Source organism: Xanthobacter variabilis (assembly GCF_043831965.2).
GTDB lineage: Bacteria > Pseudomonadota > Alphaproteobacteria > Rhizobiales > Xanthobacteraceae > Xanthobacter.
In genome coordinates this window covers 2,321,532-2,343,759 of record NZ_CM195533.1, presented here as the reverse complement: position 1 = coordinate 2,343,759, position 22,228 = coordinate 2,321,532, and the positions used below count along the sequence as shown (strand labels likewise).

The following is a 22,228-nucleotide window of genomic DNA, read 5'->3' as shown; positions in this document are numbered from 1 at the left end:
GACAGCGGCGCATGGCAATGAACGTCGCCGAGATCGGATCGAGCGTCGCACTGGCGGCGCCCGCGCGCGCCCGTCGCCTCAGCGGTTTCAATGCCGTCGCGGCGGGTCTGGCGGCGCTGGCGCTCGTCAGCGCGCTGCCGCTGCGCTTCACCGCCACCGCCAACCTCTCCTTTGATGTCGCCACCCAGCCGCCCGCGGCCACCGTGCGCGGCATTGCCCAGGTGCTCGGCTCCCGCGAGCTCGCCCGTGATGCGCTGGAGAAGCTCGCGCCCGGCGAGGTGGCGCGGCTGGCCTCCGACAGCCTGTTCCCGGCCGCGGCCAGCGCCGATATCGCCTCGCTCACCGGCATCGCGGCCCGCCGGGTGGTGCAGGATGTGTCCATCGTGCCCGTGAATGGCGGGCGCGGATACGATCTCGCCGTCGCCGCCCCCTCCCCCGCCCTGGCGGCCCGCCTCGCGGATGCCTATGTGTCGGCCGCCCTCGACCTTGAGGCGCGCCCGGCCGCCGCCTCCGATCTGCCGGGCCTCAGCCGGGGCGCCGCCGCGATCGCGCCGCTCACGCCCGACGTGCCCGGGCCCCTGCCCTTCACGCTGCTCGCGGCCGCCGCCGTCACCTTCCTGCTGGGCCGCCGGCAGCAGCGGCGCGAGCCCCTGCCCCAGGGCATCCTTGCGCGCGAGGCGCTGCCGCGCCAGCTCGACACGCCCCACCGCATCACCTGGCTCGACGGCGCCGCCGCGCGCGGGCTGGAACTGGACGCCGCCGTGGACCAGCTCCTGCCCCATGCCACCACCTGGGCCGAGGGCCCGGTGCGCGTGCGCGGCCGCCTCATCTGCGTGACTTCCGATGGCCTGCCCGATGCCGCCGGCCGCTGCGCCCGCGCCCTGGCCCGCCGGCTGGGTGACGAGGCGGGCGTGGTGCTGGTGGTGCTCGACCAGGCAGCCGACACCGCAGATCTGGTCGACATCGGCTGCGAAGTGGGAGCCCCGGGCCTTCGCGAGCTCATCCTGGGCCGCGCCCATTTCGGCGAGGCGGTGCATCGCGACCCCCATTCGCGCGCCCATGTGATTCCGCCCGGCCACCTGCCCCCCGGCTGGACCTCCGCCACTGGCACGCAGGGCGAAGGCACCGCATCGGACGAGGCGGACACGCAGCGGCTCGCCGCCGTCCTGCAGGCCCTTCGCGAAACCTACGATTACGTGGTGATGGCCAATCCGCGCCTGGAGCCGGACGATGCCGCCTTCGCGGGCTGCGACCCGCTGGTGGTGTGCCTGACCGCCGACACCGCACCGCGTACGGCGGCGGTGGAAAGCTTCGACGCGCTGGCCGCCATGCGCCTGTCCCGCATCGTGATGCTGCGCTTCGCCACCGGCGAGACGGTGGCCGAGGAGCTGGCCCAGGAGGAGATCCTGCCGCCCGAGCCCATCGCCGAGGAGCCGCTGATTCTGCGCAAGCGCGCCGCCTGAGATCGGCGGCAAGGCCGGCGTGGCGGAAGCGCGAAAACGCGCCTCAGGCCTTGGGCCGGTCCGGGCGCTCCATCCACCAGATGAGGGCGCCGGCGGGGATCACCCACAAGGTGCCCAGCAGCACGTAGCACACGGTTTGCAGCGCCCAGTGCAGCTCGGTGACGCGCCCTTGCGCGACCGCCATGGCCCCGAGCGCCCACACCACCACCAGAACCAGCAGCAGCACCGTGCCGATGAGCTTGCGGATGCGCTGAGGCATCATCTCCCGTCTCTCCTGTTCGCGATCGCCTTGTGAGGGCCGGCGACTGCCCTCTATAACGGATCCACGGTGAGAGCCACGACAGAATGGCCCGCCGGCTGGGAGAGACGCCATGCCGGATCCAGGCGGCCACGCTGCGTGGCAGGCTTCGCGCGATGTTGCCCATCCCCGAGCCGTTCCCACCTCCATGGGACCGGCGAGAGGTGGAGCCGCGGCCGCGCCCTTTTCATCCCCCGCGCGTCCTCTCGCGCCTGCGCTGTGGCGGGTGCGGTTCTGGCTTTATGGCGTGGCGCTGCTGATCGTCGCCATGGTGGTGGTGGGCGGGGCCACCCGGCTGACCGAATCCGGCCTTTCCATCACTGAATGGAAACCCGTGACAGGGGTCATCCCCCCGCTTTCCGCAGCCGACTGGCAGGCCGAGTTCGACCGCTACAAGACCATTCCCCAATACGAGGCCCTCAACCGCGGCATGGGGCTCGACGGCTTCAAGCGCATCTATTGGTGGGAATGGGCGCACCGCCTGCTGGGGCGGCTGGTGGGCATCGCCTTCCTGCTGCCCTTTCTGTATTTCGTGATCACCGGCGCCGTGCGGGGGCGGCTGCTGGCCCGCTGCCTCGGCCTGTTCGCCCTCGGCGGGCTGCAGGGCGCGGTGGGGTGGTGGATGGTGGCTTCGGGCCTCGTGCACCGCACCTCCGTCAGCCCCTATCGGCTGGCCGTGCACCTCACCCTCGCCTGCATCATCCTCGCCGCCACAGTGGCCGTGGCGCGCACCCTCGTGCCCGCCCGTGAAGGCCCGAGCGCGCCCTTGCGACAGCGCGCGACGGCGGTGGCGCTGGTGGCGCTGGTGCTGGTGCAGGTCTTCGCCGGAGGGCTGGTCGCTGGCCTTGATGCGGGGCTCGCCTTCAACACTTGGCCCCTCATGGACGGGTCATTCGTCCCGTCTTTGGAGCAGCTCGGCGCGGCGCGGCCGTGGTGGCGCAATCTGTTCGAGAATGCCCTCACGGTGCAGTTCGATCACCGCATGATCGCCTATGGCCTATGGACGCTGGCGCTGCTGCACGCTGTCGATACCCGCCGCTCACGCGCGGGGCGTGGGGCGGCGGGGCTGCTGGTGCTGGTGAGCGCGCAGGCGGGGCTCGGCATCGCGACGCTTCTGCTGCATGTGCCGCTGCCGATCGCCCTGGCCCATCAGCTTGGCGCCACGGTGGTGCTGATCGCCGCCACGGCGCACGCGGTGGATGTGACGCGCCAGCCCCTCAGCGCAGGAGGAACGCCACCACAGGGGCCATCATCACGTTGAACAGGCCGGCCAGCACCATCACGAGACCGGCGATGGACCCTTCCTCGCCCCCGATCTGGTGCGCCTTGGCCACGCCCGCGCCGTGGGCGCCCATGCCGAACAGCGCGCCGCGGGCCAAAGAGGAGCGCAGGGGCATCACCTTCAGCAGCAACTCGCCCAGGGCCGCGCCGCAGACGCCGGTGAGGATCACGAACACCGCCGTCAGGTCCGGCAGGCCGCCGATATCGTCGGACACGGCCATGGCGAACGGGGTGGAGGTGGAGCGCGGCATCAGCGACAGCTGCATGGTGGAGGACAGGCCGAGCCATGAGGCCATGAAGAAGGCCGCGACCATGGCGATGGAGCTGCCCACCAGCACGCCCAGCAGCAGCACCGGCCAATGCCGGCGGATGACCGCCCGCTGCTCATAGATGGGAATGGCGAAGGCCACTGTCGCCGGGCCAAGCATCAACACCAACCAATGGGTGGAGCGGATGTATTCGGAATAGCCCGCATGCAGGCTGACGGCGACAAGCCCCACCATGATCGGCGTGAGCAGCAAGGGCGAAGTCCACCAGAACCGCCACCGGCGGGCGATGAAGCGCGCCACCAGATAGCAGCCGATGGTGACGGCGGACCACAGGACCGTCGTCTCAATCAGGTCAAGCGCCGGCATGGGTCTCCTCCCGCCGCGCGCGCCAGCGGTAGCACAGGTCTACGGTGAGGGCCGTGCCGCCCATCACGAGCACCGTGCCCACCAGGATGACCGCGACGATCTTGAGGCCCAGCAGGCCGATGAATTCGTGATGGTCCAGCACCGCCATTACCGCCGGCACGAAGAACAGCAGCATTTCGGCGATCAGCCAATACGCGCCGCGTCGCACCGCGATGGGGCGGATGAAGCCGGAGATCAGCAGCGCCAGCACCACCGCCATGCCGACGATGCCGCCGGGAAAGGGCAGATGAGCCAGCCGCACCAGCGCCTCGCCCAGCATCCAGAACAGCGCCAGAACGGCAATCTGCAGCAGGCCGGAGCGATGGAGCGCCGCGCGGAATAGGAGAGCGCTGCGCCGAAATGCGCGCGCCGGATCAGGCATTTTGGTAAACATGGGAGGCACCTCCAGTGCCGTTACCCATAAGATAGGCGTGCCCTGTCTATTATGAAAATGAATTGACTGAATTCAGTCCATTCCGTATTTGAATGGTATGGAACTTCGCACGCTCAGGGCCTTCGTGGAGGTGGTACGCCAGGGGGGCTTTTCCCAGGCCGCCAAGGTGGTTTTCGCGACCCAGCCGACCATTTCCAAGGCGGTGAAGCAGCTGGAGGACGAGCTGGGGGTGCCCCTGCTCGACCGCATCGGCCACAAGAGCATGCTCACCGCGGCGGGCGAGATTGTCTACCGCCGCGCCCTCACCATGCTGGCCGAGCGCGACGACATGATCGCCGAGCTCGCGGACCTGCGCGGGCTGAAGACCGGCACGCTCCGCCTGGGCCTGCCGCCGCTGGGCGCCAGCACCCTGTTCGCGCCTCTGTTCGCCATCTATCGGGCGCGCTATCCGGGCATCGACATCCGCCTGACAGAACAAGGCTCCAAGCGGCTGGAGGAGATCGTGCTAGCGGGCGAGGTGGAGCTTGCCGCCTCGCTGCTGCCCACCTCGGACGACTTCGACTTTCAGCCGGTGCGCTGCGAGCCGCTGATGGTGGTGATGCCCAAGGACCATCCCCTGGCGGGCGAGCGCGCGGTGGGCATCGCGGCGCTCGCCGCATCGCCCTTCATCCTGTTCGAGCGGGGCTTCGCGCTCAACAAGGTACTGATCGACGCCTGCGATCGTGCCGGATTCGCCCCCATGGTGGCGGCCCGCAGCGGGCAGATCGACTTCATCGTGGAGCTGGTGGGCGCGGGGCTGGGCGTGGCCTTCCTACCGCAGACCATCGCCAGCCTGCGCCGCACGCCGGCCGTTTCCCTGGTGCTGCTGGACGAACCCGACACCCAATGGCACATGGCCCTGGTGTGGCGCCGGGGCGGCTACCTCTCCCGCGCCGCGCGCGCCTGGGTCGAGCTCACCCGCGAAGTCTATGGCGCAACGCCCGACAGCGGCACCGGCGCACCGCCGGCCGCGCCGCGGTCCTGATCCGCGCGAACCGGGAGCCAACGTCCGCGATTCCGCGAACCTCGCCACAGGGATGAGAACTTGCTCGCGGATGGGCCCGTCGCCGGCCGACCAGCACTCAGGCAACAAGAGGTAATGCGGCCTTCTCCCCCGGTTCCGGATGAGTGAACCAGCCGCGACCGCCCTGGCGTCGCGGGTCGTTCGCCTTCGCGGCTGGCGCGCCTGCAAGCGGGGCCGGAACCCGCTTGGGCAGTGGATGCCCGCGAAAACAGCCGACTAAACGGCTTCGCCACGTCCATGAAAATCTGAAACAGTCGAGGGGCCCCGCCCAAGGCATCGCCCTCAAGGCATCGCCCCTTTGGCGCGCCGCCGGGTCCGCATTCCCAAGTTATGCCCCCGCCCTGCGGCTTCAGGAACACCTTGGGGGACCACAGGCTCCGCAGGCTGCTGCGAAAGTCGGCTGGCACCAAGACCCAACGGCAACCAGCCCACACCGAGGCGGGACGGAGGGACCTCCGCCCGGAGCGTTTTCGAGCAGAACCGACAACGGTTTGCTCGAAAAACGGGCCCGCGCAATGGCCAGGAGGATTTCCCTGCGACAGCCAAGCAAGGACCGGCTTCAGCCGCAGCGGAAGTACCGGACATGGCCAGCCCCCCGCCCCTAGATACGCGTGCCCTCGCGCCCGGAAGGCGCGGCGGCCGCGATGGAACCACGGCCGTCGCAGCACAAACGCCGCGCAGACCGTGCGGCCCTTGGCCGCCAGGAAGCGGAGCATGACCCGCGTATTCAGAGGAGATGTGCGGGCGGCGCCGCCCTCGCCTCCGCCCCCGATGGAGGCCATCGAGGCAAGGCACGGCGGCGCCGCCATGGTACCGACCGGAAACCGGATTAGGTCCCGGCAGTCATCGCCCCGCCTGGCGCGAGGCTCGGCGCGGTCAGGACCAGCGCACCTCGACGATCTCGAAGGAGCGAGCGCCCTTCGGCGTCACCACTTCCACGGAAGAACCCTTCTTCTTGCCAATGAGCGCGCGCGCCATGGGCGAGGAGATGGAGATACGGCCCGCCTTGGCGTCAGCTTCGCTGTCGCCGACGATCTGCCACACCCTTTCTTCCTCCGTGTCCTCGTCCACCAGGGTCACGGTGGCGCCAAACTTCACCACGTCACCGGAGAGCTTGGACACATCGATGACCTCGGCCCGGGACAGCTTGTCCTCGAGCTCGGCGATGCGGCCTTCATTGAGCGACTGCAGTTCCTTGGCGGCGTGATATTCGGCGTTTTCAGACAGGTCACCGTGAGCGCGCGCCTCGGCGATGGCGGTGATGATCCGCGGGCGCTCCACCTGCTGACGCTTCTTCAACTCCTCCGCGAGGGCGGCATAGCCGCCGACGGTCATGGGAATCTTCTCCATGGGTCCTTTCAAGACCTCCCGAAACTGATGCGCGCGACACGCCGCCCGGCGGCCTGCCGCCCTGAAATCCTCCGTGCCCGCGCAACGCGGAACCCTGCGGCACGGACCGTGGCCCCCACCGGCCCAATCGGCCGGTCGCCCTGGCCGGCGCGAAGCGACCGGCCTGCCAGACACAGGAGACCAAACGACAAGAATGCGCGGACGCCGAAACGCCCGCGCTGCTCAACTCTCCCCGTCCATCCGTCAGGCGACGGAGGACTTGCCCCGCACGAGCGGATTATGATCGGCGTGGAAATAGTCCTGGAGCGGGCGCACCTTCAGGTCGCCCCCCACATAGGCCTTGATCCCCTCCGCCGCCGCGACGGCACCCGACAGCGTGGTGTAATACGGCACTTTCTGCAAGAGGGCCGCGCGCCGGAGCGAGCGGCTGTCCGCAAGAGCCTGCGCCCCCTCGGTGGTGTTGAACACCAATTGCACCTCGCCGTTCTTGATGGCGTCCACGATATGCGGGCGACCTTCAAGCACCTTGTTGATCTTGGTGGCGGCGACGCCGTGTTCTTCCAGGAAGCGCTGGGTGCCGGAGGTGGCGATCACCTTGAAGCCCAGGCTCTGGAGCATCTGCACCGAAGGCAGGATGCGCGCCTTGTCCTGCTCGCGCAGGGAGATGAACACGGTGCCCGACTGCGGCACCTTGGTGCCGCCGCCGAGCTGGCTCTTGGCGAAGGCCACGCCGAAATCGGTGTCCAGCCCCATCACCTCGCCGGTGGAGCGCATCTCCGGGCCGAGCACGGTGTCCACGCCCGGGAAGCGGGCGAAGGGGAACACCGCCTCCTTGATGGCGATGTGGTCGAACTTCGGCTTGGTCAGCCCGAACGAGGCGAGTTTCTCCCCCGCCATCACCCGCGCCGCGATCTTGGCGATGGGCAGGCCGATCACCTTGGCCACGAACGGCACCGTGCGGGAGGCGCGCGGGTTCACCTCGAGGACATACACATCCTTGTCCTTGATGGCGTACTGCACGTTCATGAGGCCGCCGACGCCCAGCGCCAGGGCCATGGCGGCGGTCTGCTTCTCCAGCTCCGCCAGGATCTCGGGGCTCAGGGAGTAAGGCGGCAGCGAGCAGGCGCTGTCACCCGAATGGATGCCCGCCTCCTCGATGTGCTCCATGATGCCGGACACGAACACATCCGTGCCGTCGCACAGGGCGTCCACATCCACCTCGATCGCGTCCGACAGATAGCGGTCGAACAGCAGCGGGTTCTTGCCGAGAACCGTGTTGATCTGGCCGGTCTTGTCGTTGGGATAGCGGGCCTTGATCTCCTGGGGCACCAGGCCCGGCAGGGTTTCCAGCAGGTAGTCGCCGAGCTGGCTCTCCTCGCGGATGATCTGCATGGCCCGGCCGCCCAGCACGTAGGAGGGGCGCACCACCATGGGATAGCCGAGGTCGGACGCCACCAGCCGCGCCTGTTCCACCGAATAGGCGATGCCGTTGGCGGGCTGGCGGATGTTCAGCCGCTCCAGCAGGTGCTTGAAGCGGTCGCGGTCCTCCGCGAGGTCGATGGCGTCGGGCGAGGTGCCGAGGATCGGCACGTTCGCGTCCGCCAGCGCCTTGGCGAGCTTCAGCGGGGTCTGGCCGCCGAACTGGACGATCACGCCCTTCAGCTTGCCATTGGTCCGCTCGCGCTCGATCAGCTCCAGCACGTCCTCCGCGGTGAGCGGCTCGAAATAAAGCCGGTCGGAGGTGTCGTAGTCGGTGGAGACGGTCTCCGGGTTGCAGTTGACCATGATGGTCTCGTAGCCGACGTCCTCAAGGGCGAAGGCCGCGTGGCAGCAGCAATAGTCGAACTCGATGCCCTGGCCGATCCGGTTCGGCCCGCCGCCCAGGATGACCACCTTCTCGCGGTCGGACGGCCGCGATTCGTCCGCGAGCTGGCCCGCGAACGGGGTCTCGTAGGTCGAATACATATAAGCGGTGGGCGAGGCGAACTCGGCGGCGCAGGTGTCGATGCGCTTATAGACCGGATGCACGTCGAGGGCGCGGCGCTGGGCGCGCACGTCCGCCTCGGTGCGGCGGGTGAGGGTGGCGAGCCGCGCATCCGAGAAGCCCATGGCCTTCAGCTTGCGGAAGGCGCCGGGAGTGGCGGGCAGGCCCAGGCGGCGGATCTTCTCCTCCGCTTCCACGATGGAGCGGATCTCGCCCAGGAACCAGGGGTCGATCTTGCACGCGGCGTGGATCTGCTCGTCGGACAGGCCGAGGCGCATGGCCTGGGCCACATAGAGCAGGCGATCCGGAGTGGGCGTGCCCAAGGCGGCGCGGATGGCGTTCTTGTCGTCGCCCTGGCCGAGGCCCTCGATCTCGATGTCGTCGAGGCCGGTGAGGCCCGTTTCCAGCGAGCGCAGCGCCTTCTGCAGCGATTCGGCGAAGGTGCGGCCGATGGCCATGGCCTCGCCCACCGACTTCATGGCGGTGGTCAGGGTCGGCTCGGCGCCCGGGAACTTCTCGAAGGCGAAGCGCGGAACCTTGGTCACCACATAATCGATGGTGGGCTCGAAGGAAGCCGGAGTCGCGCCGCCGGTGATGTCGTTCTCGATCTCGTCGAGGGTGTAGCCCACGGCGAGGCGCGCCGCGACCTTGGCGATGGGAAAGCCGGTGGCCTTCGACGCCAGCGCCGAGGAGCGCGAGACGCGCGGGTTCATCTCGATGACGATGAGGCGCCCATCCGCGGGATTGACCGCGAACTGCACATTGGAGCCGCCAGTTTCCACACCGATCTCGCGCAGCACCGCCAGCGAGGCGTCGCGCATGATCTGGTATTCCTTGTCCGTCAGCGTCAGGGCCGGCGCCACGGTGATCGAATCACCGGTGTGCACGCCCATGGGGTCGATGTTCTCGATGGAGCAGATGATGATGCAGTTGTCCGCCTTGTCGCGGACAACCTCCATCTCATATTCCTTCCAGCCGAGCACGCTCTCTTCCACCAGCACCTCATTGGTGGGGGAAGCATCGATGCCGCGCTCGATGATCTCGATGAACTCGGCTTTGTTATAGGCGATGCCGCCGCCGGTGCCACCCATGGTGAAGGACGGGCGGATGATGGCGGGCAGCCCCACCTCCTCCAGCGCGTCCAGCGCCTGGGCCAGGGTCTTGATCTGGCGCGAGCGGGGGGTGGAAAGGCCGATCTTGGTCATGGCCTCGCGGAACAGCTCGCGATCCTCGGCCTTGTCGATCGCCTCGGCCGTGGCGCCGATCATCTCGACGTCGAACTTGTCCAGCGTGCCCATTTTCTTGAGCGACAGCGCGCAGTTCAGCGCGGTCTGCCCGCCCATGGTCGGCAGCAGGGCGAAGCCCTTGGAGCGGTCACCGCGCTCCTTCTCGATGATCTTGGCGACAATCTCGGCGGTGATCGGCTCGATATAGGTCGCGTCCGCCATGTCCGGATCGGTCATGATGGTCGCGGGATTGGAGTTCACCAGGACGACCCGGTACCCCTCCTCCTTCAGCGCCTTCACCGCCTGGGTGCCGGAATAATCGAACTCGCACGCCTGGCCGATGACGATCGGGCCGGCGCCGATGATGAGGATGGTTTCGAGATCTGTGCGTTTCGGCATGTCTCTCTGGCGCTCTGGCTCACCTTGGCCCCTGGCATGCACCTCTCCCGAGCCGTGGAACGGCCGGAGAGAAATGCTTCAGGCGCAAAAAAAGGGCCGCGGGTCGCGCGCCCCCTATAGGAACAGTCCACCGCTCGAGGACGAGGCGCACGAGCGCGGCGGATGCGGTTCAAGCCGGCGTGACGCGCGAAAAATCGTGCGTGCCGGCTCACTGATGGGCTTCCTTAGACCATAATTTCCGGCGACGGAAGACGTCTTTCCCATTCCTGCCCTGCGGGAGCATCACGTCTTGCACGCAAATCTCGCGGCCCTCGCCCGGCGCTACCGGCCGCTGATCCTGCAGATCGCATCATTCGCCTGGGTTGGCGTCCTCGCCACGGGCGCCCATTTCGCCACCCTGGCGCTGGTGGTGGAGCGCGATATTGCCGGCCCGGTGGTGGCCTCCTCCCTCGGCGCGGTGGTGGGAGCCATCGTCTCCTACCTGTTGAACCGCGCCTTCACCTTCGAATCGACCCGCACCCATGCGGGCGCCGTTCCACGCTTCATGGTGGTGGCGCTCATCTCGTTCGCCCTCAACGGGCTGCTGATGGATCTGCTGGTTCACCGGCTGGGGGTGTTCTACCTGCTGGCCCAGGTCATCACCACCGGCATCACCATGGTGTGGACCTTTGCGGGCTACCGCGTCTGGGCCTTCGCCCATCGCGCCGGGGCACGGCGCGGCGCTCATGGGGCCTGAGCCCCGCGCGCCGCACCGGCGAAGGCTCACTTCAGGGTTTCAAGATACGCGACGACGGCCTTCACATCCTCCGGATTCTTGAGGCCGATGAACGCCATCCTGTTGCCCGGCAGCGTCTTCTTGGGATCGGCGATGTAGGCGCTGAGGTTCTCCGGGTCCCAGGTCCAGCCGGCAGCCTCCATCGCGGGGCTGTACTTGAAGCCCGGCTCGGTGCCGGCCTTGCGCCCCACCACGCCAAACAGGGTGGGGCCGACCAGGTTCTTGCCCGGCTCCACCCGGTGGCAGGCCTTGCACGCGTTGAAGGCGCGCGGCGCATCGGCCGCCTGGGCAGACGTCGTGAACAACAGCGCCACGGCGGCAGCGCCGATCAGAAGCCTCGACATTCGGATCTCCAGGGAAACGGCCGCACCACCGCCCTCTTCGGCAGGCCCGTGCGGTCCGGGTCACGGTCCATCGGTCCGAACGTCCAACAGGCCCCCCATCAGCCGCCCAGCCGGGGAGGGACGGTAGTCAGCAGCCTGGAAAGTGTCCAGATTACGGGCGCCAGCGGGCCGCCCTGCCCCACGGGCATCTTGACGCTGCCGGAAGGGAAGGCACCAGTGAACGCGGGGTTCAGCTACGCCCGCCTCAGCGGTAGTTGATCCAGAACACGCCCACAGTCGGATTCGCCGCCCGCAAGTTGGCGTCGCCGGACGAAATGCGCCCCGGTCCGGAAAGCTTGCCCTGTACGGCGGAGCTCACGGTCGCCGGCAGCGCGAGCTGGACGCCGGGCCGGCATCCGCCACCGATATTGGAGAGGCGCCCGCCCTGCCAGTCGGCCACCACGCCACCGGCCTGTCCGCCGAACCCCTGCACCCGGAACGGACCGCCATTGGCCTTCTCCAGATCGGCGATGGTGGAGCCGATGCGGATGCCGTTCACGCTCCAGGCGCTTTCCTCAGTGAAGGAGATCCGCCGAGGCGAGGCCAGATTGGCCGGGTCCTTGAAAGAAATCTCCATGGCCAGGCCGGGATCGTTGGGCAGCACCACCACGCCCGGCGACGAATTGCCGTCCGGCGACGTCACGGTGCCGGTGACGACATTGGCCTGGCCGAAATCGGCGGCGAGGTTGAGCGCCGTGGTGTTGGGCGCGAAGGGGCCGGTGCACTGGAACTGGCGCGGGCCCGCCGTTGGCTTAGGGATGGAAACCACGGTCTCGGAATAATCCCCGAAGCCGTCGGTCTGCTTCACGACGCCGGTGCCCCAGCTGTCGGGCGAGCCCTGGCAGGCGGAAAGCACGGTCGCGGACAGCACCAGGAGGGCCGCGGCGGACAGGCCGGCCGTGGGGCGCGACACGGTCGTCGATGCGGGATTGATGCGCGATTTCATGGTCATGGGCAGCCTCGTGCAACCGGAGGACAGAGCGGCCCACACGCGGCGGACCGGGCGGTCGCGGCGAGCCGGCTGCAGCGGCCCCCACCGCCGTTCCCGGATGCACCTGCGCCTTGTTCCACCCATAGCGAGTCGCGGAGCCACCCGCCAGGGGCCTCGAACGTCACAACGGCTTCACGGTAAAGAGGTTTCCCTCATGGTTGACGAAGGGGGGCCACCATGAACGACATGAGTGGGAACACGGCGGCCACGGCCGCCCGCTCGGTTCAGGACTATATCGACGAGGCGCCGGCGTGGCCCGATGGCACGCCTGTCGCCGCCGTGCCTATGACCTCGATGCAATGGCGCATCTGGTGGCTGGCCGCGGCGGGCAAGTTCTTCGAGGGCCTCGTCGTATTCATGACCGGCGTGGCCATGCCGCTGATGTCGAAGGAATTCGGCATGGATGCCTTCCAGCACGGCCTGGTGGGCGCGGCGAGCCTCGCCGGCATCCTGGTGGGCGCGCTGCTCCTGGGCGGGCTGGCCGATCAGTTCGGGCGCAAGGTCATGTTCATCGTGGAGATGGTGATCTTCATCATCTTCCTCGCCCTGCTCTCGGTCAGCCCCAGCTTGGGCTGGACGGTGGCCTTTCTGTTCGGCATGGGCGTGGCTCTCGGCTGCGACTATCCCACCGCCCACATGGTGATCTCGGAGAGCATCCCCACCAGCGCGCGCGGGCGGCTGGTGCTGGGCGCCTTCGGCTTCCAGGCGGTGGGCGCGCTCCTGGGCACGCTGGTGGGCTATCTGGTGCTCTCCAATCTCTCCGACGTGACCGGCTGGCGGCTCATGTACGCGGTGGCCATCCTGCCGGCGCTGGCGGTGGTCATCGGGCGCTTCTACGTCACCGAAAGCGCGTCCTGGCTGATGGTGCACGGCCGCCATACCGAAGCCGAGCGCGAGGCGCACAAGCTGCTCAAGCGCAAGCCCCAATATCCCAAGCACATCAAGCTCGCCTCGAAGCACAAGGCCCACTCGAAGGATGAGCGCCACCCCTCCGCCCTATTCAACGCGCGCAACCGCCGCGCCACCATCCTGGCTTCCGTGCCCTGGTTCCTGCAGGACCTGGGCACCTACGGCATCGGCATCTTCACCCCCACCATCCTGGCGGCGTCGCTGGGCATGGCCGCCAGCCACGACCAGCACCTGAGCGCGCTCATCCTCCATGACGAGCTGGCGGCGGAAGGGGCCGCCGCCATCGACCTGCTGCTGTTGGTGGGCATCGGCGCGGCGGTCGTCCTGGCCGACCGGGTGGGGCGCATTCCGCTCCAGATCGTGGGGTTCCTGGGCTGCGCGGCGGGCCTGCTGATCGCCGCCCTGTCCACCTATTATGCTGACGGGCCGCGCATCACCCTCATCTTCGCGGGCTTCATGCTGTTCAACTTCATGACCAATCTCGGCCCCAACGCGCAGACCTACCTGCTGGCCGGAGAGGTCTTCCCCACCCACATTCGCGGCATGGGTGCCGGCTTCGCCGCGGCCTTCGCGAAGATCGGGGCGGTGACCACCGCCTTCCTCTTTCCCATCCTGCTGGCGGAAATCGGAACGGCGACCCTGCTCTATATCCTGGTGGGCACATCCGTGCTGGGCGCGGTGGTGACCTATGCGTTCCGCATCGAAACCAAGGGCCGCAGCCTGGACGACATCGGCACCTGAGGCCCAACCGGACGACACGGGACGGGGCGCGCGGAAAACGCGCCCCCAGGGAGGCCCCAGCGCGCTAAAGGGGCGCCACCGCGGGCACTGCGTGCCACCAGGCATCCACCTCATCGAGTTCCGCGGGCACCACGCGGGCCATGTCACCAGCGAAATTGACCCACTCGCCCGCCACGGAGGGGGAAACCGAAGTGAGAACCGAGAACTCCGCCGCCACCGCCGCGTGGAAGGCGGAGGTGAGGCCGCGCCCCTCCGCTTCCTGGCGGCCGAACTTGGAGAGGATCACCACGGTATCCGCCCCCGCGCCACCTTGGGCGAGGCGCGCGGCAATAGCGTTTTCCACCCCGGCGCAGGCGGCCGCCAGCCCCTCTGGATCCAGCGCGCAGCCGGATGAACCGGGGCCGAGATCCTGGTGCAGGCGGTGGGTGGCGCCGGAGGCGAGATCAAGCAGCATCACCTCGTGATGGGCGATGCCGGGTACCATGTCCTCGACCACGCCGAGCACATGCACGCCGTCCGCCCGCAGCCGGCGTGCGGCCTCGGCGAGCAGAGACTGGATCACCTCCCGATCGGCGCCTTGAACGGCAAGGATCGTGGGCCGGCTTGAAACGTCCACCATGGCCATCTTCCGCACGGGCGCAGGCCGCCCATGGCGCTGTATCGTGTTGGTATATATCGAACCATAGCAGAGTGCGGCCCGCGGGCGCCAGACGCGTTCATTCACCGAGGCGCTCGACGGAACCGCGCCTGTCCTCATCCTCGCCACAGATTCGACTTAAGTCGGCCTGCCTGACCGGCTCCCCAGCGAGGACGACATCCCTTGAAGACCAGCCATCGTCATGTCGCGGCGGCGACTGCCCTCATCCTGTCTACGAGCCTTGCCGGCATGGGGCCCGCCTCGGCGACCACGCCCAAGCGCGATCAGATGATCCTGCATCTTGCCCCCGCCGCCCGCGTCGAACAGCGCTGCAATGCGCGCGCCATGGGGGTGATCAGCCGCGAGCATCACGACATGCGCCCGGACGAGCTGGTCGCCTACGCCTTCGCGGACACCAAGGTGGGCGCGGACAACATCGTGGCCCCCGGCGCCGCCGTGCGCAGCTCTGGCCACTGGTACCGTCTCTCCTACCGCTGCCGCACCTCCGCCGACGGAATGGACATCAAGGAATTCAGCTACGTGCTCGGCCACGAGGTGCCGCGGGCGGACTGGTCCGCCCATTACCTGGTGCCCTGAGCCGCCCGCGCATGGTCAGTGCAGGTCGTTCGTGTAGACGAACCTGGGCATGCGCCAGCCATAGTGCAGGGCCAAAAGGCGCAGGCCCAGCCCCACCAGCATGGCCCCGATCATCAGCAGATCATGGGACACGCCGAGCTGCGCCCCGGCCACGTAAAGCCCTCCGGTGACGATGGAAACGGTGCCGTAGAGCTCGGCGCGGAACAGCAGAGGCACATCCGCGCACAAAACGTCGCGCAGCACACCGCCGACGCAACCGGTGATCATGCCCGAGGCGATGACCACCACCACCGGCATGCCGAGCCCCATGGCGATGTTGCAGCCGATGATGGTGAACACGACAAGACCCACCGCATCGAGAAACAGGAACATGTGCCGCAAATGGTGCATGTAGCGCGCGATGCCGATGGTGCCGAGCGCCGCCGCGCACGTGATGAGCAGGTAGGAGGGATGCTCGATCCAGGTCAAGGGATGGCGCCCCAGCAGCACATCGCGCACCGAGCCCCCGCCCAGCGCCGTGACTGAACCCAGCAGGCACACGCCCACCCAGTCCATCTCCCGCCGCCCGGCCGCCAGCGCCGCCGTCATGGCTTCCGCGACGATGGCGACGATATAGATCGCCTTAAAGAAGAGCGTCGTTTCCATGCCTCGCCCCCCGTTATGGCGACTGCGACACCCAGAGGTAACACATCCTGGGCGGACCTCACCAACCACCGCATTCGCGGGGCTTGGCGAGCCGTCGCTCGCGGATTACGCATCGCGCGGACCTCAGCCCCGCATCCAATGGCCCGGGCATACCCCCCGCCTCAACAGCCTTGCGAGCACAACCGCGACGCGACAAGCTACATACATCCCTACCGTCCGCACATTGACACAACGATTTCAAAATAAGGGATGAGGCCCGTGGCAAGCTCAACTTACGACACCATAGTTCGCGCAGTTGAAGAATACCTGAATGGAAAAAAGTGCAATGGCCCCGAAAAAACTCAGCACAGCTCAGACATTATCAAACACATTCGAAAAAAGATTGAGGCAAATGAGCTGAGCGTCGATGCGACGGATGGGACCATCCTGTCCTACATCAGCACCGCCGCCAACAGCGACGCGAATTCCGGGATCAAAAGCGGAGGCCCGCACCGCGGATATTGGTATGAACCCTTACCCCCGGAAGGCGAGACATGCGACATTCCCGAGAAAGAGGTGGTAAAGCTAGAAAAAGGACAAGAGATTGATGTCCGCGAAAAAGATTTATACCCACTGGTGGAGCTTTGGCTCCAGCAGAAGGGATATAAATCCAAGGATATGTCAAATCTAAAAAGTGGAGGGAAATGGGGCAATCCCGACATCATCGGCGCTGATCGCGTCGAGCTTTTCGGAGCGGTCGACATCGATTTGGCCTCGTGCGAGGTGAAATTGAGTGCCGACAATTGGCAGCAATTCATTTTTGAAGCCATCTCACACAAGCGATTTAGCAACAGATCCTGGTTCTGCTACAGAGTCTCCAATGATGGAGAAGCAATGCCGAAAGGAATGATGTATTATGCCGAACGATACCGCGTCGGCATCGTTCAACTCGTATTGAGCGACAATGAGCTTGGCAGCCTCAAGGCGGAGAAAGTAAAACCGCTGGACCTGATCGAGAACGTTGTCGAATGCGTGCCCGCGCTCTACGATACCGTTCCGCTCCGAGAGCAAAGGGACCTGGTCGACAGAAGCGGCATCACGCTGAACGTCACGTTTTGATGGCCGCAGCCCCCAGCTCCCCCTCTGAGCGCCAGCGTGGGGCGAGCCGATGACTAAAGCATCCACCTCGAAGAGGAGGCCTGTCACCTCCTTCGCGGCTTGAGCGAAGGCTCGAGAGTCGAGCTCACGAGCCTTCCCGCCCTAGCCTTTCCGCCGACCGCCCTTGCGATAGCCCTTCGTGCCGAGGTCCGGCCGGGGGCCGGGGCGGAACGCGTCCTCGGCGAGGGGAACGGCGCGATCGGTACCGGGGCCCATGTCGTCGAGGGACGGCTTGTGGGCGCGGGAGGCACGGGGGGCCTTGTAAGGCACCGGCTTCTCGGCCAGCCCTTCGAGCGCCGCCTCAAGATCCGTCTTCGCCCTTGCCGGCGCCCTTGCCGGCGCGGTGGACGGCGCCTTGGCGGGCGCCCCTGCGCCGGATTGCCCACTGATTGGAGCAGCCGCAACCGGCTCCTGCGCCGGCGGCAACGGCGTTTCCGCCGCCTTCGCGCTCCGCTCGCGCGCGGACGCGCCACGCCCCGCCGGAGCCTTCCCGGCGGCCTTGCCGCTCTCCGGCGGCATGTTAGCGGCCCGGCCATATTTGCGCGGCCCCCGGAAGCCGCCGGACTTGTCCTCCACCGCCTCCTGCCGCGCCATGGGGTCGTCCGCCACCGCCAGCTCGGTGGCCTCCAGGCGGCGGATTTCGTCGCGCATGCGGGCGGCCGTCTCGAAATCGAGATCGGCGGCGGCGGCGCGCATCTTCTTTTCCAGGTCGGCGATGACGGCCTTGAGGTTGTGGCCGAAGGCGGCCCCCTCCTCCATCAGCCCCGTATCCACCTGCACGTGGTCGCGCTCATAGACGGAGTTGAGAATGTCGCCGATGGCCTTCTTCACGCTCTCGGGCGTGATGCCATGCTCCACATTATAGGCGATCTGCTTCTCGCGGCGGCGCGTGGTTTCGGCCATGGCGCGGGACATGGAACCGGTGATGTTGTCCGCATAGAGGATCACCCGGCCATCCACGTTTCGCGCCGCGCGGCCGATGGTCTGCACCAGCGAGGTCTCGGACCGCAGGAAGCCTTCCTTGTCCGCGTCGAGGATGGCCACCAACCCGCATTCGGGAATATCGAGGCCCTCGCGCAGCAGGTTGATGCCGATGAGCGCGTCAAACGCCCCCAGCCGCAGGTCGCGGATGATCTCGATGCGCTCGATGGTGTCGATGTCCGAGTGCATGTAGCGCACGCGGATGCCGTTCTCGTGCAGATATTCGGTGAGATCCTCGGCCATGCGCTTGGTGAGCACGGTGACGAGGGTGCGATAGCCCTTGGCGCTCGCCGCGCGGATCTCGCCCAGAAGGTCATCCACCTGGCTGCGGGCGGGACGCACCTCCACCGGCGGGTCGACCAGGCCGGTGGGGCGGATGACCTGCTCCACGAACACGCCGCCGGTCTGGTCCATCTCCCAGGGGCCGGGGGTGGCGGAGACATGGACGGTCTGGGGGCGCATGGCCTCCCATTCCTCGAAGCGCAAAGGCCGGTTGTCCATGCAGCTCGGCAGGCGGAAGCCGTATTCCGCCAGCGTCGCCTTGCGCCGGAAGTCGCCGCGATACATGGCGCCGATCTGCGGCACCGTCACATGGCTCTCGTCGATGAAAACCATGGCGTTGTCCGGCACGTATTCAAACAGAGTCGGCGGCGGCTCGCCGGGCTTGCGGCCGGTGAGCCAGCGCGAATAATTCTCGATGCCGGCGCAGGAGCCGGTGGCCTCCATCATTTCGAGGTCGTAGCGCGTGCGCTGCTCCAGGCGCTGGGCCTCCAGCAGGCGGCCCATCTTGTAGAGCTCCTCGAGGCGCATCTTCAGCTCGGCCTTGATGCCGGTGATGGCCTGGATGAGGGTGGGGCGCGGCGTCACATAATGGGAGGCGGCGTAGACGCGCACGCTCTTCATATCGCCGCTCTTCTGCCCCGTGAGCGGGTCGAATTCCTGGATGCTCTCGATCTCGTCGCCAAACAGAGAGACGCGCCAGGCGCGGTCCTCATAGTGCGCCGGAAAGATTTCCACCACATCGCCGCGCACGCGGAAGGTGCCGCGCGCGAAGTCGGCCTGGATGCGCTTGTATTGCAGGGCCACGAGATCAGCCAAAAGGGCGCGCTGGTCGATGCGCTCGCCCACCTTCAGGTCGAAGGTCATGGCCGAATAGGTTTCCACCGAGCCGATACCGTAAATGCACGACACGGACGCCACGATGATCACATCGTCACGCTCCAGTAGCGCGCGCGTCGCCGCATGGCGCATGCGGTCGATCTGCTCGTTGATGGAGGACTCCTTCTCGATATACGTATCCGTGCGCGGCACATAGGCTTCCGGCTGGTAATAATCGTAATAGGAAACGAAATATTCCACCGCATTGTCGGGGAAGAAGCTCTTGAACTCGCCATAGAGCTGGGCCGCCAGCGTCTTGTTGGGCGCGAGCACGATGGCGGGCCGCTGAAGCTGTTCGATCACCTTGGCCATGGTGAAGGTCTTGCCCGAACCGGTAACGCCCAGCAGCACCTGGTCCCGCTCGCCCTGCTGCGCCTGGGCGCACAATTCCGCGATGGCCTGGGGCTGGTCGCCGGAGGGCTTGAACTCACTCTTCATGGTGAAGGCAACACCGCCTTCCGATTTCTCCGGGCGCGGCGGGCGGTGGGGCACCCAGGTCTGCCCCTCCACCTCCGGCCGCCCGCCCTCGATCAGCCGGCTGAGCGCCTGGACCGTGGCGGAGGCGCCGGAGGATTCCGGAGCGAGGGTGAGATCACCCGGCTCCAGCCCGAGGGAGCGAGCGAGGTCAGGGTCGAGCGCCTGCTGGGGCGCCGGCTCGAAGGCGCGCTGGGAGCGCTCCCCGAGCTTTCCGGGGCGGGATGCTTTGGCCATGGCGCCAATATGGGCGTGGCGCCGCCGCCGGAAAAGCCCCTTCGCCAGGTGCGGCCGCCGCCCTCCGCGAAAAACGCATGGCGTCGTCGCCACCTCACGCATTTGCGCGTTTCAACCGTACCTGCGAATGCTCTAGTGAAGCCTGCTGGAGCCTATCCGCCGCTCAGCCCCGTCAGCCGAAACCCATGCCCGCGCTAACCTCTGTCCTGCCTCCGCAGATCGCCCCGCTTGTCCTGCTACTGGCCTCCAACGTCTTCATGACGTTCGCCTGGTATGGGCATCTCAAATACAAGTCGTCGCCGCTGGTGCTCGCCATCCTTGCCAGCTGGAGCATCGCCTTCTTTGAATATTGCCTGGCGGTCCCCGCCAACCGGCTCGGCTCGCAGGCCTATTCCACCGCCCAGCTCAAGACCATGCAGGAGGTCATCACCCTCTTGGTGTTCGCCGGCTTCTCGGTGTTTTACCTGAAGGAGCCGCTGGGCTGGAATCACCTGGTGGGCTTCGCCTTCATCGCGGCGGGCGCCTATTTTATCTTCCACGAATTCTGATCGTCCACCGAACCGGGCCGTGGCGTCGTGGCGGGAACCACGCGCAAAATCTGGCCTTCGGACGAATCGGTGGCGAGCCAGAGCGCACCGTCGGGGCCCATGCGCACGTCACGGATGCGCGCCCCCATGGGCAGTCGCTCCTCGCCCATCACCACGCCGTCGCGCACCTTCACTTCCACCAGTGCCGCACCGGCCAGCGCACCCACGAACAGGTGTCCCTTGAACGCCGGCAGCAGCGTTCCGTCATAGAAAGCGGCACCGGACGGGGCGATGGAGGGATCCCAATAGAAAAGCGGCTGCTCCATGCCGATCTTGGACGTGCCCTCCCCGATCTTCGCGCCGGAATAATCGCGCCCATAGCTGATGACGGGCCAGCCATAATTGAGGCCCGGTTGCGGGCGGTTCACCTCGTCGCCCCCGCGCGCGCCGTGCTCCACGGTCCAGAGGCGCCCGGTGGACGGCTCAATGGCGGCGCCCTGCACATTGCGATGGCCATAGGAATAGATTTCCGGCTTCGCGCCGGTCATCCGCGCGAACGGATTGTCCTTGGGGATGGAGCCGTCCGGATTGATGCGCACGACCTTGCCCAGGGTGGTGGAAAGATCCTGCGCCTTGTCCCTCAGGTCGAACCGCTCACCCAGCGTGATGAACAGGGTACCATCGGGCGCGAAGGCCAGCCGCGAGCCGAAATGGTTGCCCCCCGACCATGCCGGCTGCTGGCGGAAGATGACCGTGAGGTCGGATAGAGAATCGGCATTGGGGCTCAGCCTGGCGCGTGCGACCGCTGTCGCCAGCCCGTCGGGCCGGCGCTCGGCGAAGCTCAGATAGATGAGACGATTGTCGAAGAAAGCGGGGTCGAGCGCCACATCCAGCAACCCGCCCTGCCCCACGGCCGCCACTTCCGGCACCCCTGTGATGGGTTGGCCCACGCTGCCATTGCGCTCCACCACCCGCAGCCGCCCCGGCCGCTCGGTGACCAGCAGGCGCCCGTCCGGCAGGAAAGCCATGCCCCAGGGGTGGTCCAGGCCGGAAGCGAACGGGTCCACCCGCACCAGCTCGCCACCGAATCGAACCGGCTTTTCAGGCAACGCCCACGCGGAGCCGATGCCCGCCGCCATCATTGTGGCCGCGACCAGAACCAGCGCCGCGCCACGCCGCGTGACGGCCGTCCGCGCCGTCTCACGCATGCGGTTCAGATTTTCGGTGAGAGGGTGAAGCATGGCTTCCTCCCGGCAGCGGGCCGTGTTCAGCGAAGCGGAGAGAGGCAATCTTCCGCCCCGAGCGACAGGCGGCATCCTGATCCAAGGCGCGTACGGGCACAACGCCGCCACGGACACAAAAAAGGCGCCGGAGGATCCGGCGCCCGCATCACACCTTTAATGCCCGCGCGCCAGGCGCGACCCACCTCATTTCCAATGGCGGTGCCGGGCGCGCACGCGCACGCGGCGCAGCGTCATGCGGGTGGCGAAAAGAAGCGCTCCGCCCGCGAGAGCCAGCGCGGCGAAGGTCGCCGCATGGTCAACCACGCGCTCCGCCAGGAAACCGGCCGCCGCAGCGCGGCCTGAGGACAGCACCACAGCAACCGTGCCGATGGCCAACATCAGGGCGATGGTGAGCGCAGCCTGAGCGAAGGCATCGCCCGCTTTGTGGGCCCGCACGGCGCGGGCGAGCGTATCGGGATCGGCGGCAGAAAAGCCGCGCGGGTTGGCCGGCCAGGCATCGAAGGACGCCTCCGCGCGCACCAGCTCGCGGCGCGCACCCGCCGCGGCGGGGGAGACGGTCGAGGAGCTCGTTTCGGCGGCGAGGGACTTCAGCATGACGCTCTCACACCAATCGAATCACGGCACTGCCATGTTCAGGCCGGCGAATCAGCGCCGCCGGCA

At 67.3% G+C, this 22,228-nt stretch carries 20 protein-coding genes; 8 read left to right on the top strand and 12 right to left on the bottom strand.

Features of this window, described 5'->3' with window-relative positions:
- The first annotated feature begins 11 nt into the window (after window positions 1-11).
- Window positions 12-1,463, top strand: coding sequence for a hypothetical protein (locus tag V5F26_RS10110; protein ID WP_394945851.1), 1,452 nt, complete (start codon window positions 12-14; stop codon window positions 1,461-1,463).
- A gap of 43 nt (window positions 1,464-1,506) precedes the next feature.
- Here V5F26_RS10110 and V5F26_RS10105 read toward each other — a convergent pair whose 3' ends face one another.
- Window positions 1,507-1,725 (bottom strand): DUF2842 domain-containing protein, encoded by a 219-nt coding sequence (locus V5F26_RS10105; RefSeq protein WP_370640725.1) that lies wholly within the window; start codon window positions 1,723-1,725, stop codon window positions 1,507-1,509.
- Window positions 1,726-1,909: 184 nt separating this feature from the next.
- On the opposite strand from V5F26_RS10105, the gene V5F26_RS10100 reads away from it, so the two are divergent.
- Entirely contained in the window at window positions 1,910-3,022 is a 1,113-nt protein-coding gene (locus V5F26_RS10100; protein ID WP_394945850.1) for a COX15/CtaA family protein, read from the top strand.
- Here V5F26_RS10100 and V5F26_RS10095 read toward each other — a convergent pair.
- Window positions 2,979-3,677, bottom strand: a complete 699-nt coding sequence (locus V5F26_RS10095; protein WP_394059248.1) for an LrgB family protein — start codon at window positions 3,675-3,677, stop codon at window positions 2,979-2,981. The two genes, V5F26_RS10100 and V5F26_RS10095, sit on opposite strands and share 44 nt — an antisense overlap.
- Window positions 3,664-4,110, bottom strand: coding sequence for a CidA/LrgA family protein (locus V5F26_RS10090; RefSeq protein ID WP_394945849.1), 447 nt, complete (start codon window positions 4,108-4,110; stop codon window positions 3,664-3,666). The genes V5F26_RS10095 and V5F26_RS10090 overlap by 14 nt, the downstream gene beginning before the upstream one ends.
- 97 nt (window positions 4,111-4,207) lie before the next feature.
- Between V5F26_RS10090 and V5F26_RS10085 the strand changes: the two genes are divergently transcribed.
- Window positions 4,208-5,134 carry a LysR family transcriptional regulator gene (locus V5F26_RS10085; RefSeq protein ID WP_234052172.1) on the top strand — a complete coding sequence of 309 codons (927 nt, stop codon included), beginning with the start codon at window positions 4,208-4,210 and terminating at the stop codon, window positions 5,132-5,134.
- Window positions 5,135-6,049: 915 nt separating this feature from the next.
- On the opposite strand, the gene greA is transcribed toward V5F26_RS10085, so the two are convergent.
- Both greA and carB read right to left on the bottom strand, forming a co-directional pair.
- Complete coding sequence (gene greA, locus V5F26_RS10080) at window positions 6,050-6,523, bottom strand: transcription elongation factor GreA (RefSeq protein ID WP_234052173.1); 474 nt, start codon at window positions 6,521-6,523, stop codon at window positions 6,050-6,052.
- Window positions 6,524-6,766: 243 nt separating this feature from the next.
- On the bottom strand, window positions 6,767-10,132 hold the full coding sequence (gene carB / locus V5F26_RS10075) for a carbamoyl-phosphate synthase large subunit (RefSeq protein ID WP_394945848.1): 3,366 nt from the start codon (window positions 10,130-10,132) through the stop codon (window positions 6,767-6,769).
- Window positions 10,133-10,421: 289 nt separating this feature from the next.
- Here carB and V5F26_RS10070 point away from each other — a divergent pair, with 289 nt between their 5' ends.
- Window positions 10,422-10,868: a GtrA family protein gene (locus tag V5F26_RS10070; RefSeq protein WP_234052175.1), complete on the top strand. Its 447-nt coding sequence runs from the start codon at window positions 10,422-10,424 to the stop codon at window positions 10,866-10,868.
- A 26-nt stretch (window positions 10,869-10,894) separates the two neighbouring features.
- Here the strand turns inward: V5F26_RS10070 and V5F26_RS10065 are convergent, their stop codons facing one another.
- Together V5F26_RS10065 and V5F26_RS10060 are read right to left on the bottom strand one after the other, a co-directional pair.
- The gene (locus V5F26_RS10065) at window positions 10,895-11,251 is read right to left on the bottom strand and encodes a c-type cytochrome (protein WP_394059240.1); all 357 of its coding nucleotides are present in this window, start codon (window positions 11,249-11,251) and stop codon (window positions 10,895-10,897) included.
- A 244-nt stretch (window positions 11,252-11,495) separates the two neighbouring features.
- The gene (locus tag V5F26_RS10060; RefSeq protein ID WP_394945847.1) at window positions 11,496-12,242 is read right to left on the bottom strand and encodes a hypothetical protein; all 747 of its coding nucleotides are present in this window, start codon (window positions 12,240-12,242) and stop codon (window positions 11,496-11,498) included.
- A gap of 216 nt (window positions 12,243-12,458) precedes the next feature.
- Here V5F26_RS10060 and V5F26_RS10055 point away from each other — a divergent pair, with 216 nt between their 5' ends.
- Window positions 12,459-13,931 carry an MFS transporter gene (locus V5F26_RS10055; protein WP_394059237.1) on the top strand — a complete coding sequence of 491 codons (1,473 nt, stop codon included), beginning with the start codon at window positions 12,459-12,461 and terminating at the stop codon, window positions 13,929-13,931.
- A 64-nt stretch (window positions 13,932-13,995) separates the two neighbouring features.
- Here the strand turns inward: V5F26_RS10055 and V5F26_RS10050 are convergent, their stop codons facing one another.
- Window positions 13,996-14,550: a DUF2478 domain-containing protein gene (locus V5F26_RS10050; protein ID WP_394059235.1), complete on the bottom strand. Its 555-nt coding sequence runs from the start codon at window positions 14,548-14,550 to the stop codon at window positions 13,996-13,998.
- Between the two features lie 201 nt (window positions 14,551-14,751).
- Here V5F26_RS10050 and V5F26_RS10045 point away from each other — a divergent pair, with 201 nt between their 5' ends.
- Window positions 14,752-15,165 carry a DUF930 domain-containing protein gene (locus tag V5F26_RS10045; protein ID WP_394059233.1) on the top strand — a complete coding sequence of 138 codons (414 nt, stop codon included), beginning with the start codon at window positions 14,752-14,754 and terminating at the stop codon, window positions 15,163-15,165.
- A gap of 15 nt (window positions 15,166-15,180) precedes the next feature.
- On the opposite strand, the gene V5F26_RS10040 is transcribed toward V5F26_RS10045, so the two are convergent.
- Window positions 15,181-15,810 carry a trimeric intracellular cation channel family protein gene (locus tag V5F26_RS10040; RefSeq protein ID WP_394059232.1) on the bottom strand — a complete coding sequence of 210 codons (630 nt, stop codon included), beginning with the start codon at window positions 15,808-15,810 and terminating at the stop codon, window positions 15,181-15,183.
- A gap of 258 nt (window positions 15,811-16,068) precedes the next feature.
- Here V5F26_RS10040 and V5F26_RS10035 point away from each other — a divergent pair, with 258 nt between their 5' ends.
- A complete protein-coding gene (locus V5F26_RS10035) occupies window positions 16,069-16,908 on the top strand; it encodes a hypothetical protein (RefSeq protein WP_394945846.1) in 840 nt (279 codons plus the stop codon).
- A gap of 141 nt (window positions 16,909-17,049) precedes the next feature.
- On the opposite strand, the gene uvrB is transcribed toward V5F26_RS10035, so the two are convergent.
- On the bottom strand, window positions 17,050-19,797 hold the full coding sequence (uvrB, locus tag V5F26_RS10030) for an excinuclease ABC subunit UvrB (protein ID WP_394945845.1): 2,748 nt from the start codon (window positions 19,795-19,797) through the stop codon (window positions 17,050-17,052).
- A gap of 185 nt (window positions 19,798-19,982) precedes the next feature.
- Here uvrB and V5F26_RS10025 point away from each other — a divergent pair, with 185 nt between their 5' ends.
- Window positions 19,983-20,345, top strand: a complete 363-nt coding sequence (locus V5F26_RS10025; RefSeq protein WP_394945844.1) for a DMT family protein — start codon at window positions 19,983-19,985, stop codon at window positions 20,343-20,345.
- On the opposite strand, the gene V5F26_RS10020 is transcribed toward V5F26_RS10025, so the two are convergent.
- Together V5F26_RS10020 and V5F26_RS10015 are read right to left on the bottom strand one after the other, a co-directional pair.
- Window positions 20,321-21,466, bottom strand: a complete 1,146-nt coding sequence (locus tag V5F26_RS10020; protein WP_370640731.1) for a PQQ-dependent sugar dehydrogenase — start codon at window positions 21,464-21,466, stop codon at window positions 20,321-20,323. The genes V5F26_RS10025 and V5F26_RS10020 overlap by 25 nt on opposite strands.
- A gap of 285 nt (window positions 21,467-21,751) precedes the next feature.
- Window positions 21,752-22,162 (bottom strand): hypothetical protein, encoded by a 411-nt coding sequence (locus V5F26_RS10015; RefSeq protein WP_394059224.1) that lies wholly within the window; start codon window positions 22,160-22,162, stop codon window positions 21,752-21,754.
- Between the last annotated feature and the right edge of the window lie 66 nt (window positions 22,163-22,228).

What these genes read in the sequence shown, in the direction of transcription:
- V5F26_RS10110 (WP_394945851.1), top strand. Translation starts at nt 12, where the DNA reads ATGGCAATGAACGTCGCCGAGATCGGATCGAGCGTCGCACTGGCGGCG.
- V5F26_RS10105 (WP_370640725.1), bottom strand. Translation starts at nt 1,725, where the DNA reads ATGATGCCTCAGCGCATCCGCAAGCTCATCGGCACGGTGCTGCTGCTG.
- V5F26_RS10100 (WP_394945850.1), top strand. Translation starts at nt 1,910, where the DNA reads ATGGGACCGGCGAGAGGTGGAGCCGCGGCCGCGCCCTTTTCATCCCCC.
- V5F26_RS10095 (WP_394059248.1), bottom strand. Translation starts at nt 3,677, where the DNA reads ATGCCGGCGCTTGACCTGATTGAGACGACGGTCCTGTGGTCCGCCGTC.
- V5F26_RS10090 (WP_394945849.1), bottom strand. Translation starts at nt 4,110, where the DNA reads ATGTTTACCAAAATGCCTGATCCGGCGCGCGCATTTCGGCGCAGCGCT.
- V5F26_RS10085 (WP_234052172.1), top strand. Translation starts at nt 4,208, where the DNA reads ATGGAACTTCGCACGCTCAGGGCCTTCGTGGAGGTGGTACGCCAGGGG.
- greA (WP_234052173.1), bottom strand. Translation starts at nt 6,523, where the DNA reads ATGGAGAAGATTCCCATGACCGTCGGCGGCTATGCCGCCCTCGCGGAG.
- carB (WP_394945848.1), bottom strand. Translation starts at nt 10,132, where the DNA reads ATGCCGAAACGCACAGATCTCGAAACCATCCTCATCATCGGCGCCGGC.
- V5F26_RS10065 (WP_394059240.1), bottom strand. Translation starts at nt 11,251, where the DNA reads ATGTCGAGGCTTCTGATCGGCGCTGCCGCCGTGGCGCTGTTGTTCACG.
- V5F26_RS10060 (WP_394945847.1), bottom strand. Translation starts at nt 12,242, where the DNA reads ATGACCATGAAATCGCGCATCAATCCCGCATCGACGACCGTGTCGCGC.
- V5F26_RS10055 (WP_394059237.1), top strand. Translation starts at nt 12,459, where the DNA reads ATGAACGACATGAGTGGGAACACGGCGGCCACGGCCGCCCGCTCGGTT.
- V5F26_RS10050 (WP_394059235.1), bottom strand. Translation starts at nt 14,550, where the DNA reads ATGGTGGACGTTTCAAGCCGGCCCACGATCCTTGCCGTTCAAGGCGCC.
- V5F26_RS10040 (WP_394059232.1), bottom strand. Translation starts at nt 15,810, where the DNA reads ATGGAAACGACGCTCTTCTTTAAGGCGATCTATATCGTCGCCATCGTC.
- uvrB (WP_394945845.1), bottom strand. Translation starts at nt 19,797, where the DNA reads ATGGCCAAAGCATCCCGCCCCGGAAAGCTCGGGGAGCGCTCCCAGCGC.
- V5F26_RS10025 (WP_394945844.1), top strand. Translation starts at nt 19,983, where the DNA reads ATGCCCGCGCTAACCTCTGTCCTGCCTCCGCAGATCGCCCCGCTTGTC.
- V5F26_RS10020 (WP_370640731.1), bottom strand. Translation starts at nt 21,466, where the DNA reads ATGATGGCGGCGGGCATCGGCTCCGCGTGGGCGTTGCCTGAAAAGCCG.
- V5F26_RS10015 (WP_394059224.1), bottom strand. Translation starts at nt 22,162, where the DNA reads ATGCTGAAGTCCCTCGCCGCCGAAACGAGCTCCTCGACCGTCTCCCCC.